14 protein-coding genes and 2 tRNA genes are annotated in these 17,594 nt (G+C 62.9%); 8 read left to right on the top strand and 8 right to left on the bottom strand.

Annotation, left to right across the window (positions count from 1 at the left end):
- The first annotated feature begins 1 nt into the window (after position 1).
- Entirely contained in the window at positions 2-1,153 is a 1,152-nt protein-coding gene (locus WKW82_RS20120) for an MFS transporter (RefSeq protein WP_340344107.1), read from the top strand.
- Positions 1,154-1,213: 60 nt separating this feature from the next.
- Here WKW82_RS20120 and WKW82_RS20115 read toward each other — a convergent pair whose 3' ends face one another.
- From WKW82_RS20115 to WKW82_RS20100, 4 genes are read right to left on the bottom strand one after another with little or no spacing between them, the layout of a single operon-like run.
- Positions 1,214-2,257 carry a S49 family peptidase gene (locus WKW82_RS20115; RefSeq protein ID WP_340344106.1) on the bottom strand — a complete coding sequence of 348 codons (1,044 nt, stop codon included), beginning with the start codon at positions 2,255-2,257 and terminating at the stop codon, positions 1,214-1,216.
- Between the two features lie 13 nt (positions 2,258-2,270).
- Positions 2,271-2,639 carry a Rieske (2Fe-2S) protein gene (locus WKW82_RS20110; protein ID WP_340344105.1) on the bottom strand — a complete coding sequence of 123 codons (369 nt, stop codon included), beginning with the start codon at positions 2,637-2,639 and terminating at the stop codon, positions 2,271-2,273.
- Positions 2,640-2,659: 20 nt separating this feature from the next.
- Entirely contained in the window at positions 2,660-3,328 is a 669-nt protein-coding gene (locus WKW82_RS20105) for an HAD family hydrolase (protein WP_340344104.1), read from the bottom strand.
- On the bottom strand, positions 3,321-4,334 hold the full coding sequence (locus WKW82_RS20100; RefSeq protein WP_340344103.1) for an RluA family pseudouridine synthase: 1,014 nt from the start codon (positions 4,332-4,334) through the stop codon (positions 3,321-3,323). Before WKW82_RS20100 ends, WKW82_RS20105 begins: the two co-directional genes overlap by 8 nt.
- Positions 4,335-4,878: 544 nt before the next feature.
- Here WKW82_RS20100 and WKW82_RS20095 point away from each other — a divergent pair.
- The 7 genes from WKW82_RS20095 (at position 4,879) to WKW82_RS20065 (ending at position 15,309) form a co-directional block, all read left to right on the top strand.
- The gene (locus WKW82_RS20095; protein ID WP_340344102.1) at positions 4,879-7,818 is read left to right on the top strand and encodes an Rne/Rng family ribonuclease; all 2,940 of its coding nucleotides are present in this window, start codon (positions 4,879-4,881) and stop codon (positions 7,816-7,818) included.
- A 419-nt stretch (positions 7,819-8,237) separates the two neighbouring features.
- A complete protein-coding gene (locus WKW82_RS20090) occupies positions 8,238-8,960 on the top strand; it encodes a sugar transferase (RefSeq protein ID WP_340344101.1) in 723 nt (240 codons plus the stop codon).
- Between the two features lie 239 nt (positions 8,961-9,199).
- The gene (fcl, locus tag WKW82_RS20085) at positions 9,200-10,177 is read left to right on the top strand and encodes a GDP-L-fucose synthase (RefSeq protein ID WP_340344100.1); all 978 of its coding nucleotides are present in this window, start codon (positions 9,200-9,202) and stop codon (positions 10,175-10,177) included.
- Between the two features lie 65 nt (positions 10,178-10,242).
- A complete protein-coding gene (locus tag WKW82_RS20080) occupies positions 10,243-11,541 on the top strand; it encodes a glycosyltransferase family 4 protein (RefSeq protein ID WP_340344099.1) in 1,299 nt (432 codons plus the stop codon).
- Positions 11,538-12,890, top strand: coding sequence for a hypothetical protein (locus WKW82_RS20075; protein ID WP_340344098.1), 1,353 nt, complete (start codon positions 11,538-11,540; stop codon positions 12,888-12,890). Before WKW82_RS20080 ends, WKW82_RS20075 begins: the two co-directional genes overlap by 4 nt.
- Entirely contained in the window at positions 12,887-14,086 is a 1,200-nt protein-coding gene (locus WKW82_RS20070; RefSeq protein ID WP_340344097.1) for a glycosyltransferase, read from the top strand. The genes WKW82_RS20075 and WKW82_RS20070 overlap by 4 nt, the downstream gene beginning before the upstream one ends.
- Positions 14,083-15,309 carry a glycosyltransferase WbuB gene (locus WKW82_RS20065; protein WP_340344096.1) on the top strand — a complete coding sequence of 409 codons (1,227 nt, stop codon included), beginning with the start codon at positions 14,083-14,085 and terminating at the stop codon, positions 15,307-15,309. The genes WKW82_RS20070 and WKW82_RS20065 overlap by 4 nt, the downstream gene beginning before the upstream one ends.
- Positions 15,310-15,338: 29 nt before the next feature.
- Here the strand turns inward: WKW82_RS20065 and WKW82_RS20060 are convergent, their stop codons facing one another.
- The 4 genes from WKW82_RS20060 to hrcA all read right to left on the bottom strand — a co-directional run bounded on the left by WKW82_RS20060 (position 15,339) and on the right by hrcA (position 17,578).
- The gene (locus WKW82_RS20060; protein ID WP_340344095.1) at positions 15,339-15,536 is read right to left on the bottom strand and encodes an ATP-binding protein; all 198 of its coding nucleotides are present in this window, start codon (positions 15,534-15,536) and stop codon (positions 15,339-15,341) included.
- A gap of 735 nt (positions 15,537-16,271) precedes the next feature.
- Positions 16,272-16,348 (bottom strand) — tRNA-Arg (locus WKW82_RS20055).
- Between the two features lie 96 nt (positions 16,349-16,444).
- Positions 16,445-16,521: transfer RNA gene (locus WKW82_RS20050), tRNA-Ile, on the bottom strand.
- A 52-nt stretch (positions 16,522-16,573) separates the two neighbouring features.
- Positions 16,574-17,578 (bottom strand): heat-inducible transcriptional repressor HrcA, encoded by a 1,005-nt coding sequence (gene hrcA / locus WKW82_RS20045; RefSeq protein ID WP_340344094.1) that lies wholly within the window; start codon positions 17,576-17,578, stop codon positions 16,574-16,576.
- Between the last annotated feature and the right edge of the window lie 16 nt (positions 17,579-17,594).

Raw genomic sequence — 17,594 nt, 5'->3', positions numbered from 1 at the left:
CGTGGGCAACAGGATCGGCATTGGCACGCGCTGGGCTTCGCGCACGCAATTCTTCGCCTCGGGCTTCATCTTTGCGACCTGGGGCGTTCATATTCCAACGGTCAAGGCGCACTATGCCGTCGACGAGGCGCAACTGGGATTCGCCCTGCTGGCGGCGGGATTCGGCGCCCTGGCCGGCCTGTCGCGCGCCGGCCACTGGATCGGCCGCTACGGCGCACGTGATACGGCGCGAATCTGCGGAACGGTCTACGCCCTGCTGATCGCCGCATTGATCGCCATGCCGGGCTACGGGGCGCTGCTCGCGTTGCTGGCCGTGTTCGGCATTGCCACCAGTGTGTTCGACGTGGCCATCAACACCGAGGCGGCGAAGCTCGAGTTGCTGGATGGCGGCACGCTGATGAGCGGCATGCATGGCATGTTCAGCCTGGGCGGCATGGCTGGCGCCATGACCGGCGCTGCCGCGCTCGCGGCCGGCATGGCGCCGCAAGCGCATTTGATCTGGGTGGCAGGAGCGACTGCGCTCGCGGTCTTGCTGGCGTCGCAATACATGCTGCCGCGTGCGGCAACCTCCTCTGCGGCACCGGCGGCCGATGGCTTCAACTTGCCACGCGGTGCGTTGGTGATCCTCGGCATCCTGGCGGCGCTGGGCCTGATCGCTGAAGGCGCGATCTACGACTGGAGCGTGCTGTACCTGCAACAGGAACTCGGCAGTCCGCAGGGCCAGGCCGCCCTCGCCTACGCGAGTTTTTCCGCCGCCATGGCCGCGGCCCGCTTCGGCGGCGATGCCATGCGGGCACGCTTTGCGCCGGCCGTGCTGCTGCGCGGCAGTGCGGTGCTGGCGGCTGTGGCCATGGCACTCGTGCTCGTCGCTCGCCAGCCCTGGCTTGCGCTCGTCGGATTTGCCGGCGTGGGCGTCGGCTTTGCCAACGTGGTGCCGATCCTTTTCTCGGCTGCGGCACGGGTGCCTGGGGTGGATCCGGCGCGCGGCATCGCGGCCGTCTCGGCCGCCGCCTACCTGGGGTTCATGGCCGGGCCACCGGTGATCGGCTTCGTGGCGCGTGTCAGTTCGCTGGGTTGGGCGCTGTGGCTGGTGGTCGGCTTTGCGGTCGCGCTCGCGGTATCGGCGAGGCGGGTCGAGGCGCCGCGCGGCTGACGACGCTGAACCAGTCTCGCGAGGGGGCGCCCCGCGAAGGATTTGCTCCGAGCCCCTTGCTCAGCGCACGCCAGGTGACAGGCGCAGGGCGCGAACCGTGGCATCCCCCATGGCGGCGCCGAACTTCTTGGCCAGCTTTTCCGCGACGTTGTCGCGCCGCGTGTAGTCGATCACCTCTTCGGCCTTGACCACCTCGCGCGCCACGAAATCGACGTTGCCAAGCTGGTCGGCCAGGCCGAGTTCGACAGCCTGCTGTCCGCTCCAGAACAGCCCGCTGAACAAGCCCGGCGTCTGCAGCTTGAGCCGATCGCCGCGCCCCGTCTTGACGACGTTGATGAATTGGTCGTGGATCTGGTCGATCATCTGTTGCGCATGGGCGCGCTGGGCGTCGTTCATCGGGCTGAACGGATCGAGAAAGCCCTTGTTCTCGCCCGAAATGATCAGGCGGCGCTCGACGCCGAGCTTTTCCATCGTACCGGTGAATCCGAACCCGTCCATCAGCACGCCGATGCTGCCGACGATGCTGGCCTTGTCCACGAAGATCTTGTCCGTGGCCGCGGCAATGTAATAGGCGGCGGATGCGCAAGTCTCCTCGACCACTGCATACACCGGCTTGTTGTACTTGGCCCGCATGCGCTTGATTTCGTCGTTGATGATGCCAGCCTGCACCGGGCTGCCGCCGGGCGAATTGATCAGCAACACCACGGCCTTGGCGCCCTCGTCCTCGAACGCCGTCTTCATGGAGGCGATGACGGATTCGGCATTGGCATCGGAACCGTTGGCGATTTCTCCCTTGATCTCGACGACTGCGGTGTGGGCCGTCGACTTGGCGGTGGTCGGTGTCCCGCGGGACATCCCGAACCAGAGCACGATGGCCAGGAACGCCAGCCAACTGAGCCGCACGAAGGTCCGCCACCGGCGTGCCGTCTTCTGCTCATTGAGCGCGGCAAACGCCAGCTTCTCGAGGGTGGCACGCTCCCACCCGGTGGACAGCGTCGGATCGGCCTGGCCCGCCTTCCTTGCAGCGGCCTGCGACGCCGTGAGGGGTGCCGTGGATTCAAAGGGCTCGAATCCTTCGGGCTCCTTGCGGGTGGGGTCAGTCATGTGCAAAGGCCGCTCAGAAGGCCAGGGGTTGAAGGTTCCAGTCAGTATGCCAGTGCACCACGCCGTCACGTTCGCTGAGGGCAATCTTCACCAGGCCGCCGCGGCAGGGGCCGCCGGCGCACTCTCCCGTGTCGGGCTTGTAGACGGCGCCGTGCGTGGCACAGAGCAGCCACTGGCCGGTGTCGTCGAAGAAGCGATCCGGCTGGAAGTCGAGTTCCATTGCCACGTGGCTGCAGCGGTTGAGAAAGGCATGCGGCCGCCTTTCGAAGCGGATGGCGAAGGCGCGGCAGGTTTCACCACGGAAGACCACGTCGAAGGGCACGGCACGCCCGCCCTCGACCAGGTCGGAAGCGTTGCACAGGGGAATGGCTTGCTCGGTCATGGGGCAGTCTTCCCGATGTCCTATCCGTTGGTCAGCAACCAGTGTTGCAGAGAGTCCACCGAGTGGGCAATGAACAGCGGGTTGAGCGCGTCGAAGGCGTCGGGCTCATGCGCGCCGTAACTCACGCCGACGCTGGAACAGCCGGCATTCAACGCCAGTTGAAGGTCGTGCGTGGTGTCGCCGATCATCAGCGTGCGTTCGGGCGGGACTGCCAGCTCCTCCATCAATTCGAGGAGCATGCGCGGATGCGGCTTGCCGGCCGTCTCATCGGCAGTCCTGGAACTGTCGAAGCGATCGTGCAAGGTTGCCGTGGCGAGCGCCGCGTCCAGGCCGCTCCGCGATTTGCCGGTGGCCACTGCGAGCTTGTGGCCGCGCGCACGAAGCGCATCGAGCATCGGCAGCACGCCGTCGAAGAGCACCAAGTCGTCGTGATGACCGATGTAATGGTGACGGTAGCGCGCCCCCAGCTGGGCGTACTTCTCACGCGGCACGTCAGGCGCCGCCTTCGCCAGGGCTTCGGCCAGGCCGAGACCGATGACCCAGGCCGCGTCCTTGTCGGACGGCCGGGCACCACCCACGTCCACCACGGCCGCCTGGATGCATCGCACGATCAGTTGCGTGGAGTCGTACAGCGTGCCGTCCCAGTCGAAGGCGATCAAGTCGAAGCGGCGGTCGCGGTAATCAGTCATTGCTGGACAGTTCTAGAACGGTGGCCGGAGGCAGCAAGCGTGCCAGCTCCGGCGGGAGCATCGCCTGCACTGCGATTCGTTCGCCGGAGGTTGGGTGGTTGAATTGCAGGCGCCAGGCATGCAGGAACATTCGCTTCAGCCCGGCCTTCTGCAGCGCGCGATTGCGCTCGAAGTTGCCGTACTTGTCGTCGCCCCCGATGGCGTGGCCTTCCGACGCAAGGTGCACCCTGATCTGGTGCGTGCGGCCGGTCTTGATGGTCACGGCCAGCAGGGACATCGGGTGGGTCTCGCCCGGCAGCGTGATGCGTGCCTTGACACGGACCAGCGTCACGGCGCGCATCGCATCCGCATGCTCCTTGGCGACCACGCGCACGCGGCGCTCGCCGTCGGGCAGCAGGTATTTGGCGAGGGAAGCGTCGAGCACCTTCCGTGAAGCGGGCCATTCGCCGTCCACCAGCGCCAAGTAGGTCTTGCCGGTCTCCCGTTCTCGAAACTGGTCCTGCAGCGCGACCAGGGCACTGCGCTTCTTGGCCACCAGCAATACGCCGGAGGTTTCCCGGTCCAGCCGGTGAACGAGTTCGAGGAATTTCGCGCCGGGTCGCGCGGTCCGCAATTGCTCGATGACCCCGAAGCTTACGCCACTGCCGCCGTGAACCGCGACGCCGGCCGGCTTGTCAATGGCCAGCATCGCGTCGTCTTCATACAGCAGGGGAAATTCGCGCGCCGGCGCGGGCGGCGTGGCGCCTTCCTCGGACCGGGCCGAAACACGCACCGGCGGCAGCCGCAGCACGTCGCCCGCCTCGATGCGCGTCTCAGCCTGCACACGCCCCTTGTTGATGCGCACCTCCCCCGACCGGATGATCCGGTAGACATGGGTCTTGGGAACGCCCTTCAGATGGCGGAACAAAAAATTGTCGAGTCGCTGACCGGCAGATTCGTCATCAACCGTCAAAAACCTGACTTCTGCCGCTTCGGGGTCGGGCTTCGCACCTATAATGTTTTTCACCAGCGCGGTCGTGTAAGTGCTTGATAAAACAGAAGTTTAGAGCACTCATGTTTGCGCTGTGAGGTCGATGCCGCTTTGGCGCGTCGCCTGCAGGCCCAACGCAAGAGCGTACGGCGGCAAGCGCAGCGTCCAAGTCAAGCCGACGCCCAACGAAACACCGATACGGAATACCAGCAGACAGGCCCACAGGCTGTCTGCGGATCAAAGCGAGTCCCCCAGTGTTGATGCTGCTGATTCAAATGTGCTTGCGCTGGCTGATGCCCGCGCCCGCAAACATTGAGTCGCCCGCAGAGCGCGACATCATTGCGCACCCAGCTATCAAAAAGATAGCGCCTCAACACCGCATCTGGCTCGCGCCCATCCACGCGCCCCCACCCCCACTGTCCTTGTTGAGCTGACGCTCATATGTAGGCCGCCCGCGCTTGCGCGCGAACGGCCAGGACCAGCGGGATCAAGCGGCAATTCCCCTCGTTTCGCAAGCGTCGTCCGTGCATCGTGCGCCCGTCATGGGCCGGTAAAACGATAGAAACAAGGACAACGCATCATGAAGCGGATGCTGATAAATGCCACGCAGGCCGAAGAACGCCGCCTGGCCATCGTCGACGGACAGAAGCTCCTCGACTACGAAATCGAAATCGAAGGGCGCGAGCAGCGCAAGGGCAACATCTACAAGGCCGTCGTCACGCGCGTCGAGCCCTCGCTGGAAGCCTGCTTCGTCGACTACGGCGAAGACCGCCACGGCTTCCTGCCGTTCAAGGAAATCTCCAAGCAGTACTTCGCAGAGGGCGTGTCGGCCAGTTCGGCACGCATCAACGAAGCGATCCGCGAAGGCCAGGAACTGGTCGTGCAGGTCGAGAAGGAAGAACGCGGCAACAAGGGCGCGGCGCTGACCACCTTCATTTCGCTGGCCGGCCGCTACGTCGTGCTGATGCCGAACAACCCGCGCGGTGGTGGCGTCTCGCGCCGCATCGAGGGCGAAGACCGGGCCGAGCTGAAGGAGGCAATGGACCAGTTGGAGTACCCGAAGGGCGCCAGCATCATCGCTCGTACGGCCGGCATAGGCCGTTCGGCACCCGAGCTGCAATGGGACCTGAACTACCTGCTCAAGCTCTGGAGCGCCATCGACGGCGCGGCCAAGGGCGGCAAGGGCGCCTTCCTGATCTACCAGGAGTCCTCGCTGGTGATTCGCGCGATCCGTGACTACTTCAATCACGACATCGGCGACATCCTGATCGACACGGACGACATCTACGACCAGGCGCAGCAGTTCATGGCGCACGTCATGCCCGAGCATGCCGCCCGCGTGAAGCGCTACCGCGACGACGCTGCCCTGTTCAGCCGCTTCCAGATCGAGCACCAGATCGAATCGGCCTATGCCCGCACGGTGCAACTGCCCAGCGGCGGCGCGATCGTGATCGACCACACCGAAGCGTTGGTTTCGGTCGACGTGAACTCGGCCCGCGCCATCAAGGGCGGCGACATCGAAGAAACCGCCACCCGCACCAACCTCGAAGCCGCCGACGAAGTGGCCCGTCAGATGCGCCTGCGCGACCTGGGCGGCCTGATCGTCATCGACTTCATCGACATGGACGAGTCCAAGAACCGCCGCGAAGTCGAGAGCCGCCTGCGCGACGCGCTGCGCCAGGACCGCGCCCGCGTACAGTTCGGCTCGATCAGCAAGTTCGGCCTCATGGAAATGAGCCGCCAGCGCCTGAAGCCGGCGCTGAGCGAAGGCTCGTCGATCCCCTGCCCGCGTTGCGGCGGCTCCGGCCACATCCGCGACACGGAATCAAGCGCGCTGCAGATTCTGCGCATCATCCAGGAGGAGTGCCTGAAGGACAACACGGCCGCAGTGCACGTGCAGGTGCCAGTAGAAGTTGCCTCCTTCCTGCTCAACGAAAAGCGCCCGGAAATCGCCAAGATCGAGCTGAAGCAACGTGTCACCGTGCTGATGGTGCCCAACAAGACGCTCGAGACGCCCAACTACAAGCTCGAACGCCTGAAGCACGACGATCCGCGTCTCGACCACATCGACGCCAGCTACAAGATGGCGGACGAGTTCGAAGACCCGACTTCGGTGACGCGCCGGTCGCAAGAGCCAACCAACAAGCAAACGCCGGTGATCAAGGGCGTGCTGCCCGATGCACCCGCGCCCGTCGCTGTGCCAAAGCCGGAACCTGTGCGTGCCCCCGCACCCGTCGCCGCCGCGCCAGCGGTCGTGCCTGCCGCACTGCCGGCTCCTGCCGAAACCGGGTTCTTCGCCAAGCTCAAGAGTTTCTTTGGCGGGTCACCAGCCCCGGCGCCGATACCCGCGCCAGCGCCCACCCCGGCTGTCGCGGCGGAAGAAGCGCCTCGGCAACCACGCCGGGAAGGCCGCGATGGCCGTCAAGGCAGTGAAGGTCGTGGCGGACGTGACGGCGAACAGCGTCGCGGCGGTCGCGGCGGTCGTGACGGTGACCGTCGCAACGGGCGTCCCGGAGAGCGCCGTGAAGGGCGCCCTGAAGGCGCACGCGCAGAAGCGCCGGTGCGCGAGGCGCGCGAGCCACGCGAAACGCAACAGCAGCGTGAACCGCGTCCGCCACGTGAGGGCGGCGAACGCCGGGGAGGCCGTGGCGAACGGCGCGAAACCGACTCGCGTGCGCTGCCCGTTGCAACGGCAGTCGAGGGCGGCCAAGTCGCAATGGGGCAGGTTGGCGGCGAGGAGAATTCGGCTGCGGTCGAGCGACAGCCTCGAGCACGCAGTGAACGCGGCGAACGCCGTGAGCGCGGTGACGGTCGTGAGCGCAGCGAAGATCGCGACCGCGGTGAAGGCCGCCGTGATCGTCGACCAGACGGGGTGGCCACGAATGACACGCCTCAAGGGGATGGTTCGCAGCCGCCCATGCGCACAGGCACGACGATCGAGGAACCCTTCGTTGTACAAGCGCCTGAAGGCGAGGAGCGCCGTCCGCGTTCACGCGACCGTTACGGCCGCGATCGCCGAGACCGGGCCCCACGCGAAAGCGTCGATGGCATCGTCGAAGCGCCCACCACCGATGTGCCTGCGCCTGCGTCTGCCGCTGCAGTGCCAGTTGCCAACCGCGAGGAAAAACCGGTTGGCTCCATCGAAGCCGTCGTCCCCCCCGTGCGGCACGAGGCCTCCCTGCCAGAAGCAACGCCCGTCGAGCCCCGCGTGAAGCCTGGGCCTGCAACGACTCCCAGCGCCGGTCTGCCCAAGGTTACGCCCTTCGAGCTGCCGATCTCACAGCTGGCCCAGATCGCCGAAGAATCCGGCCTGCAGTGGGTCAACTCCGACGCGCAGCGGATTGCACAGGCCCAAGCCGCAATGGCCGCCGAGCCAAAGCAGATTCACGTTCCGCGGGAACGCCGGCCAGCAGTCGTCCTCGACGAAGGTCCGCTGGTGCTGGTCGAAACGCGCAAGGATCTCTCCCAGGTCATCCTGCCCTTCGAAGAGCCAACGACGCGAGGCAACGCCTTGGCGTGATGCGGGCCTGTTGTTCTGGCTCACAAGCCCCTTGGCGGCCTATTGCTGGCGCCAAGGGGCTTTTTTCTGATTCCCGGCGAACTGGCGAGTACCAAGCGCATCCAGGCTGATCGGAAAATTTCACCCGGCAAGGCTTCTTGTGAGATTTCGTGAAATTCGGCGTGTAAAGACAACATATGCGGCGAGCCATGTTACGGATGTGTCAGGCCAAAGGCTTACAGTTCATCAGCTGTTTTTGCAGCGCATGTGCAGGTGTTGAACCACCGTTTGAGAGCGGGTAAGCAACTTCCTTCATCGGATGGCTTACGACTTTTGCCGACAAGACGGCATAGCTCAAATGTGTTCAAATTCTTGCCAATAGTAGTAAAGCGTTACACTGTTGCCTTCGGTGAAGCAGTGCCGTTCCAGGGGATTTTTTGATGTTTCGTTCCGATTCCGCCGCCCATGGCCCCGTAGCCCCTCGCCTCCTGCCAGGTGGGAGCGGCTCGCCGCCACAAACGCCGCTACCCCTGCCGCGGCGCCTCAGCACGCTCGAACGCGCGGCAAAGCGTACGCTCGACATCGCGGGGGCATTGGTTTTCTTCGCGTTGTTCGGACCCATCTACCTCGTCGTCGCGGTGGCTGTGCTGATCAGCATGGGCCGGCCCATCCACTTCTGGCAAAACCGGCTCGGCGCAGGTGGGACACGTTTTCGCTTTTACAAATTTCGGTCCATGTTGCGCAACTCCGAGCAGGTCCTCGAAGAGTATCTGAGTCGCAACGAAGTGGCACGAATCGAATGGGACACCTTCCAGAAGCTCGAGAAGGACCCCAGGATTACGCCGATCGGCCAATTCATCCGCAAACTCAGCCTGGACGAATTGCCTCAGTTCTGGAATGTCCTGAAGGGAGATATGAGCCTTGTCGGCCCGCGCCCCTGCATGGAACGCCAACGCAGCCTGTACGGCAAGAACTGGCCGCACTACTGCCAGATGCGCCCCGGGATCACGGGCCTTTGGCAAGTCAGCGGCCGCAACAGGTTGCCTTACGCCAAGCGCGTGGAACTCGACGCCGAATATGTAGACAACTGGTCCCTCTGGCTCGACATCAGGATCCTGCTGAAGACGGTGAGTGCAGTTGTCACAGGGGATGGCTCGCGTTGAATGACTGACGATCGAGCTGGTCGTCGGAAGTTCAAGGGGTCTTTCTCATTCGATTCGCGATCACCCCATCGGCGCGCAAACCGAAACATTCGTGCCGAAAGTCATTGAACACGCCTCCGAATGCCTTCTTCACAGCAAAGACGTAGTTGGCTCAACCCCGGAACCTGCCAAGATCTCCCGGCTTCGTCAACGGCCGCTGACATTGACTCCTATTTGCGGCACGTGCCGCTCGACACACCATGAACGAATCTCAAGAACGCATCTATGTCGCCGGCCATCGCGGAATGGTCGGAAGCGCGATCGTGCGAAACCTCCAACGCAGGGGCTTCAAAACCATCATCACCCGCACACATGACGAACTCGACCTGACCGATCAGTCGGCCGTTCGCCGCTTTTTCGCCGAGGAAAGACCTGATCAAGTCTATTTGGCGGCCGCCCGCGTCGGCGGCATTCATGCAAACAACACCTATCCCGCCGAGTTCATTTACTCCAATTTGATGGTGCAAACCAATGTCGTGCATGAAGCATGGCGCGCGGGTGTGCGAAAATTGATGTTTCTTGGTTCGAGTTGCATATATCCCAAATTGGCTGAGCAGCCGATGACCGAAGCGGTCCTGCTAACCGGAAAGTTGGAACCCACCAACGAGCCATATGCGATTGCAAAGATCGCCGGCATCAAGCTTTGCGAGAGCTACAACCGCCAGTACGGCACTGATTACCGCAGCGTCATGCCAACGAACCTCTACGGCCCAGGCGACAACTACCACCCCCAGAACAGCCACGTCCTGCCGGCAATGCTTCGCCGGTTCCACGAGGCCAAGCTGGCCGATGCACCCGCTGTAGTTATCTGGGGAACGGGATCCGCCCGGCGCGAGTTCCTGTACGTGGACGACATGGCCAGTGCGTCAATCCATGTGATGCGCCTGCCGGCCGAGGAATATCGTCGCCACACTCATGTCATGGAAAGTCACGTCAACGTCGGAACAGGCGAAGACTTGACGATTGCAGAACTCGCAGCGCTGGTCAGTGATGTCGTCGGCTACAAAGGCCGCATCCAGACCGACCCCAGCAAACCAGATGGTGCACCTCGCAAGCTTCTTGACGTATCGAAGATCCGGCAGCTTGGCTGGCAAGCCACGACATCCTTGCGCACCGGCATCGAACTCGCGTACCTGGACTTCGAGCGCTCGCTGCAAGGCGAGGAAGCCATCGCCTGAGGCGTGACGTCGCGACGCATGCACCATTCGCCCCACCAGCAAGCCAGCAGACAAGCGAGTCAATGATGAGCACGAGCGCCGTTCGCGGCGAGCAGCGATACGCCTTGCCCGACGAGTTCGGCACGGCCGATGCCCCGCGCAAAGAACCGCAGTTGATTGAATCACGCTCAAACACGGCGATGACACGATCTGTTCTCGTCACGCATCCAGGCCTCCAACACTCGCACCAGCTCGCACTGGCTTTGCACGAGAGGAACCTGCTTCAGGCCTTCTGGTCCGGTGTCCCTGTAGCGGAAGATGCGGAGGCGCTCGCGTGGTGGCTTCCGGAGCACTTCCGCAAGCGGGTACGCCGCGTTGGCATTCCCGCCGCGCTTCGTGTCCACCCGATTCGATTTCAGGTGTTGCAGCAGGCATCGATGCGCGTGAAAAGCGGCCACCCGGGTGACCGGCTTCATCGACTCTTTCACGGCTTTGACGCTTGGGCGGCAAAGCGCATCGTGGCGTTGCGCCCGAAGGTCGTCGTCGCTTACGAGAACGCGGCGTACCACACGTTTGCCGCGGCAAAGTCGGTCGGTGCGCGATGCATTCTGGATGCTGCTGCGTTCCACCACAAGACGCGTGCTGAGCAACTGGCGCCACCGTACACGCCGTACACTGCGGAAGTGAACCGACGCAAGGATGTCGAGATCGCGATGGCCGACTTGATCCTGACCTGCTCGCCCCTTGCCGCGGACAGCTACGCGGCCAACGGCGTCGAACGCAGCCGGCTCAAGCCATTGTTGCTAGGTGCAGATCCCAAGCTGGTGACGCCGATCACCTCCATGCGCAAGGACGGGCCCGCGCGATTCATATTCGCCGGGCAGCTGACGCTTGGGAAGTCAATCGACCTTATCCTCTCCGCATTCACTCGCCTGCATGCGGAGGGATTCAAGTACGAATTGAATTTCGTGGGCGGCGTGGGCGACCATGAACTTCTGGCGGCAGTTCAGAACACGCCGGGCGCGCACTACCATCCGAGCGTTCCGCAGAGCCAGCTTTTCGAGTTCATGGCCGGCGCTGATTGCCTGCTGTTGCCCTCGCGATCGGACTCGTTCGGAATGGTTGTCGCAGAAGCGATGTCCTGCGGAACGCCGGCGCTGGTGTCGACCCAGACGGGAGCGAAGGCCGTTGTGGAAGCCTTTCCCGAGAGCGGATGGGTGGTCGAGCCCAACGGCGACGCATTGCATGACATGCTCCGCGAACTGGTCAGCGATCCGGCGCGTTTGCAGCGCGCCCGCGCGCCGGCGCTGGTCGCATCGAAAGAATTCACATGGGAGCGATATCGCGCGCGAGCCGGTAGTGTGTTGCAGGAGTACTTGCAATGAACGCTCTCGCGGCGCGAATGCCGCTTTCGATGGCGCGGCCCGCGCTCAGTCGCACAGGCCGCCTGTTCATCGGCGTGCTTCTCATCGTGGTGTTCGAAGGTGCCGTGCGCAAATGGGGCACGTCAGCAGCCACGCTGCCGATGATCCTGTTGCGCGATGCGATGGCCCTCTACCTGATCTTTCATGCCTGGAAGAGCGGGCATCTTCGGACCTACAAGAATCAGACAGCCGTGCTTGTGGCATGGACCTGCTGCGTCATTGCGTGGGGCTTGCTGCAGGTCATCCTGAATGACAGCAATCCGGTGGTGTTCCTGATCGGGCTGCGCTTCTGGTTGCTGTACGTCTGGTTCGGCTTTGCGGCCGCTGCGTCCATGACTGAGACTGACTTCCGTGCGGCAATGCTGACATCGACGGTCTTGCTGATATTGCTTGCCCCGTTGGTCGTCCTGCAGTATGCGTCGCCCCCTGGCGCACGCATCAACACCGAAGTTGACAGCGTCGATGACGAAGTATTCATCGTGATCGCGGGCGTCGTGCGAACCACTGCAACGTTCAGTTTCACGGCGGGCTTTTCGACCTTTCTCAGCTTGGTTATCCCCGTAGCGCTTGCCGTTGTTGCAGCTCGCAAGAGACGCTTGTCGCACGTGTTTCTTGCCGTGGCCGCATTTACCGCATTGGTCACCGAGTCCATCGTGAGTGGCGCGCGCAGCGCCGTGATCTTCTCGGGCGCCATGGTTGCGATCTATCTGCTGGGGCGCCTCGTTTTCTCCAAAGCCGCGGACAAGGCCCGGGCCTTGCTCACACTGCTGCTGGTGCTTGGGGCAATTGCAATTCTTGCGATCATTTTCCAGACAGCAATTGAAAACACGCAACAACGATTCGGTGAGGCCGCCGAAACAGAGAACTTCTGGGCGCGACTCCTTGTCGTCTTTGCGGGTGAACCTGTTGTCTATGACCAGCTGTCCTTTCTAGGCGTGGGATTTGGCCAATTGTCGAATCTTGCGGGATACGTCCGTAGCGGGGTTGCTGGCTTTACCTTGGCCGAGGCGGAAGCGGGTCGCGTATTGCTGGAGGGCGGCGCGGTTGGCGGTCTCTACACCGCCATGAAGTTGATCGTGATGGGCCTGGGCTTGTACAGAAGCCTGGTTATTGCGATACGCCGTGCCATCATCTATCCGCTCCTGCTCTGGGTCTCGCTGGCAATTGCGTTGTTGACGTGGTCCGCCATCGGACAACTCTCGGCCAATGCCCTGCTCGGCTTCGCATTGGCATTTGCGCTCGCCGCATTGCGTTATCCGACGCTTGAAATATTTCCATCTCGTGCAGCTTCGAGCCGGAGGATCCGTTGAAATTTCTTCACATCATTGCATCGATCGACCCCCGTGGTGGCGGACCGATCGAAGGACTGCTGCGCATCCATGGTGCGTTGCAAGCCTTGGGGCACCAGGGCGATATCTTGTGCCTCGATGCGCCCGACTTCGAGCCGGTGCTGAACTACCCTGGCCGCATCCACGCTCTCGGACCCGTCCGGGGAACGTATGGCTACTGCGAAGCGCTCGCTCCGTGGCTGAGACAGCATGCCGGCAACTACGACGCCGTGATCATCAACGGATTGTGGCAATACATCGGGTTGGCAGCCTGGCGCGCATTGCGCGACACCGCCCCCGGCTACTACGTTTTCACACACGGCATGCTGGACCCCTGGTTCAAGCGGCGCTACCCGCTCAAGCACTTGAAGAAATGGCTTTACTGGCCCTGGGGCGAGTACCGCGTGTTGCGCGATGCCAAGGCCGTTCTGTTCACCTGCGACGACGAGCGCCTGCTCGCACGCGAGTCGTTCTGGCTCTACAAGTGCAACGAGGCCATCAGTTCATTCGGCACTTCGGAACCGCCGGCCAATGACCAGTCCCGGTTGTCCGAGGCCTTTCTGACGGCGTACCCGGCGTTGCGCGGGAAGCGTCTCGCCTTGTTTCTCGGTCGCATCCACGAAAAAAAGGGCTGCGACTTGTTGATCGAGGCATTTGCCAAGTCCTGCGCCGGATCGCCTGACGCACATCTCGTGATGGCCGGGCCTGACCAGGGCGGTTGGGCTGAGCAACTGGGCCGGCGGGTTGCCGAGTTGGGTATCTCCGATCGGGTGACTTGGACGGGCATGCTGTCGGGCGACCTCAAATGGGGCGCCTTCTACGCCAGCGAAATGTTCTGCCTGCCGTCGCATCAAGAGAACTTTGGTGTCGCCGTGGCGGAGGCGTTGGCCTGCGGACGGCCGGCATTCATCTCGGACAAGGTCAATATCTGGCGCGAGATCGTTGCCGATGGCGCTGGCATGGTCGAGTCCGATACGCCAGAGGGGACCGAGCGTCTGCTGGCGCGATGGCTCGCGGCGTCGCCTACCGAAATCCAGCAGATGCGCGTACATGCGCGTCGTTGCTTCGAGCAACGTTTTCGCATCGAAACCGTGGCTGCCAATCTCGTGCGCATCGTCAGTTCCGGCGAAATTTCGTCGACGACGGAGAGCGGCGTCACTCAGACCCGACACGCTTGAAAATTCTTCTTTACGGCATCAATTTCGCACCTGAGCTGACGGGCATCGGCAAGTACACCGGCGAGATGGCAGCCTGGCTTGCCGCAGCCGGTCACGATGTGCGCGTCGTCACTGCACCGCCCTACTATCCCGACTGGGCCGTCTGGCAGGGCTACAGCGCGATGCGCTTTCAACGCGAGACCTGGCGCGGCGTGACAGTGTTCCGCACGCCGGTCTGGGTTCCCCGAAAGGTATCGGGCGTGACGCGGCTACTGCATCTGGGCAGCTTTGCATTAGCCAGCCTTCCCAGCCTTTTCGCACAATGGCGCTGGCGTCCCGATGTTGTATGGATGACCGAGCCGCCGCTGGTTTGCGCACCTGCCGCATTGCTGTTCGCTCGCCTGCGCGGCGCACGTGCGTGGCTTCACATCCAGGATTTTGAAATCGATGCTGCGTTTGACCTCGGCCTCTTGCGCGGCGACCGCCTGCGAGATTGGGTAACAGGCGTCGAGCGCTGGCTGCTGCGTCGATTTGACCGAATATCCACCATTTCGCAGCGCATGCTGCAACGTGCGGCAAGCAAAGGTGTGGATCCCGAACGACTGGTGTCGTTGCCCAATTGGGCTGACGTTTCGTCGATCCGACCGCTCGCGTCAGCCAGCCCGTATCGCAGTGAGCTTGGCATTCCGGCCGATGCCGTGGTGGCGCTCTATTCAGGAAACATGGGCGGCAAGCAAGGTCTCGAAATCCTCGCGGACGTGGCGCTGATGCTAAAGAGCAACACGGCAATCCAGTTCGTGTTCTGCGGTTTCGGCCCAGGCCGGGCTGTGCTCGAAGAGCGTTGCAAGGACTTGCCCAATGTGCGTTTTCTGGACTTGCAACCGGTGGAGCGCTTGGGCGACCTGCTTGGCCTTGCCGACATTCACCTGTTGCCACAACGCGCGGATGCGGCCGATCTGGTCATGCCATCCAAGTTGACGGGCATGCTCAGCAGCGGTCGCCCTGTGGTAGCGACTGCGCACAAGGACACCGAACTCGGTCGAGTAGTGCTCAACTGCGGGCTGGTGGTTGAGCCCGAGAAGCCGGAACCATTGGCCGCAGCCATCGAATCGCTTGCCAGCAATCCACGCTTGCGCTTTGAATTCGGCGCCAACGCCCGCGCTTTCGCTGAGCGTCACATCGCGCAAGATGCCGTACTCAAGCAGTTCGAACGTGACGTTGTGGGCTGCCTCCGGCCGTCCTGAGCCCCGATGGCCACCCCAAACGGCTCCACTTATGGCCAGTCAATCGGCTCCAGGCAAGACGGGTCGAATGATGACGATTCGGGCGTGATGACGATGCGCGCTGCACCCGCCTTGAGCAGGTAGCTCTTGCCCACGACCTCCAGCATCGCGCAGCGATGCTGGAGCCGATCCAGGATGGTGGTGGCCATGGCGGCGTCTGCCAGGTATTTGCCCCAGTCCTGCAGCATCCGAGGCGATGAAAGTAAAGCCGCTAAGCTTTTAGCGCTGGTGCACGATGGCCCGATGGTCTGCAGCAACGCGGCACTGACATCGCCAATCTACCAATCTTCTGGGGGCCAAGTAGAGGTCATCGAGGACCAACAGATCCGACTCTGATCAGAGGCCAAGAGGTTGTCGCTTGCCGGCAAGAGTGTCTTTGCGGCTGATGGGTGGACCTTCGTATGCCCGGCTTCGGCCTTCGAGTTCACGCGCTCGCGTCCCAACGGCTACGTGCAGGCGACGGCCAGCGCGATGGCGCTCCGGGAGATGGGCTTGCTGCTGGCTTCCAGGCCCTGTGTCGAGCGCGACCGGGTGCTGGCGATGATCGCCCGCGCGCATCGTCGAGCCGCATGCCATTGGCGACGTCGCGCTGGTGGCACTTGACCAGATTGCCGAGGACTTCGGCGTCCCTTATGCCACCGAGGATGGCCTGTACGCCGCGATGGCCTGGCTGCCCGTGCGCCGGGACGCGGTGCAGAAGAAGCTTCCTTCGCGCCCTCTGCCAAGGGCGGCCTGGGCTTGCAACACCCGTCCTCCCAGCTACTTCGCGGCAGCTCCAGTCCGCTGGCCCGGCGCGGCTACAACCGCGATGGCAAGAGCAGCAAGCTGCAAGTGAGCTACGGGCTGTTCACCAATCCACGGGGCGCCGTGGCGACAAAAAAGAAAAGGGTTGGCACGCGTTAACGTGCCAACCCTTACAAGAGTGGTGCGGCTGGCAGGAATTGAACCCACGACCCCTTGGTTCGTAGCCAAGTACTCTATCCAACTGAGCTACAGCCGCACAGCTTGCGATTATAGCATGTACTTTTCATGACGCTCCCGAGAGGGTGAAATGATTTCGTAAATGCCATCCTGCGCAGCCCCCGCAAGGTAGGACTGGTAGGCCGTGTTGGACTTGAACCAACGACCAAAGGATTATGAGTCCTCTGCTCTAACCAACTGAGCTAACGGCCCGCGCGGCCGGATTCTAGTCGGCGCCCTCATGCACCCTTGTTTAGCGCATCTCTTACTTGCGCCCACTCAGCGCATTGCTCACCAACCGCGAGGTGATGTCGACAATCTGGATCATGCGTTCATAGGGCATGCGCGTCGGCCCGATCACGCCGAGCGTGCCGACCACTTGCCCATCGACTTCATAGTTGGCACTGACCACGGAAAGCTCTTCGACAGGCACGAGCTGGCTCTCGCCGCCAATGAAGATGCGCACCCCTTCGGCCTTGCTCGACACATCCAGCAGTCGCATCAGTTGCGCCTTCTGCTCGAACATGTCGAACGCGCGGCGCAACTGCCCCATGTCGCTGGAGAAGTCACTGACCGACAGCAGGTTGCGCTCGCCCGCCACCACGACCTCATCTTGCGCCTCGGTCAGCACCTCGCTGCTCACGACCACGGCCGCCTGCATCAGCGCTGCGATCTCGCCGCGAAGCTTTTCCATCTCAGATTGAAGGCGGTCGCGCACCTGCTCGATCGACAAGCCGGCGAAGTGGGTGTTGATGTAGTTGGACGCCTCGACCAGTTGCGATGGCGTGTAGTCGGTCTCCGGAAAGATCACTCGGTTCTGCACGTCACCATCGGGCGACACGATGATCACCAGCAGGCGCCGGTCCGAAAGTCGCATGAATTCAAGATGCCTGAACACCGATGGCCGCCGTGGGGCCATCACAACGCCCACGAAATGCGAGAGGTTCGACAGCATGTGCGCCGCGTTTGCAATCACCTTCTGCGGCTGGTCCGGCGACAGCGGGGGTGTCGTGAAAGGTTCACGCCGGCTGGTCAACATGGTGTCGACGAAGAGGCGATAGCCGCGCGCCGTCGGGATGCGTCCTGCCGAGGTGTGCGGGCTGGCGATAAGGCCCAGTTCCTCGAGGTCGGACATCACGTTGCGGATGGTCGCCGGCGAGAGTTCCAGGCCCGCCGTTCGCGACAACGTGCGCGAGCCCACGGGTTGACCGTCCGCGATATAGCGTTCAACCAGAGTCTTCAGCAGTAGCCTGGCGCGGTCATCCAACATCTGGCAATTTTAATGT

Source organism: Variovorax rhizosphaerae (assembly GCF_037889975.1).
In the GTDB taxonomy this organism is placed as follows: Bacteria; Pseudomonadota; Gammaproteobacteria; order Burkholderiales; family Burkholderiaceae_C; genus Variovorax; species Variovorax rhizosphaerae.
The sequence above is the reverse complement of the archived record's forward strand: the minus strand, read 5'-3'. Positions and strand labels throughout refer to the sequence as shown.

What these genes read in the sequence shown, in the direction of transcription:
- WKW82_RS20090 (WP_340344101.1), top strand. Translation starts at nt 8,238, where the DNA reads ATGTTTCGTTCCGATTCCGCCGCCCATGGCCCCGTAGCCCCTCGCCTC.
- hrcA (WP_340344094.1), bottom strand. Translation starts at nt 17,578, where the DNA reads ATGTTGGATGACCGCGCCAGGCTACTGCTGAAGACTCTGGTTGAACGC.
- WKW82_RS20105 (WP_340344104.1), bottom strand. Translation starts at nt 3,328, where the DNA reads ATGACTGATTACCGCGACCGCCGCTTCGACTTGATCGCCTTCGACTGG.
- WKW82_RS20075 (WP_340344098.1), top strand. Translation starts at nt 11,538, where the DNA reads ATGAACGCTCTCGCGGCGCGAATGCCGCTTTCGATGGCGCGGCCCGCG.
- WKW82_RS20115 (WP_340344106.1), bottom strand. Translation starts at nt 2,257, where the DNA reads ATGACTGACCCCACCCGCAAGGAGCCCGAAGGATTCGAGCCCTTTGAA.
- fcl (WP_340344100.1), top strand. Translation starts at nt 9,200, where the DNA reads ATGAACGAATCTCAAGAACGCATCTATGTCGCCGGCCATCGCGGAATG.
- WKW82_RS20110 (WP_340344105.1), bottom strand. Translation starts at nt 2,639, where the DNA reads ATGACCGAGCAAGCCATTCCCCTGTGCAACGCTTCCGACCTGGTCGAG.
- WKW82_RS20095 (WP_340344102.1), top strand. Translation starts at nt 4,879, where the DNA reads ATGAAGCGGATGCTGATAAATGCCACGCAGGCCGAAGAACGCCGCCTG.
- WKW82_RS20060 (WP_340344095.1), bottom strand. Translation starts at nt 15,536, where the DNA reads ATGCTGCAGGACTGGGGCAAATACCTGGCAGACGCCGCCATGGCCACC.
- WKW82_RS20080 (WP_340344099.1), top strand. Translation starts at nt 10,243, where the DNA reads ATGAGCACGAGCGCCGTTCGCGGCGAGCAGCGATACGCCTTGCCCGAC.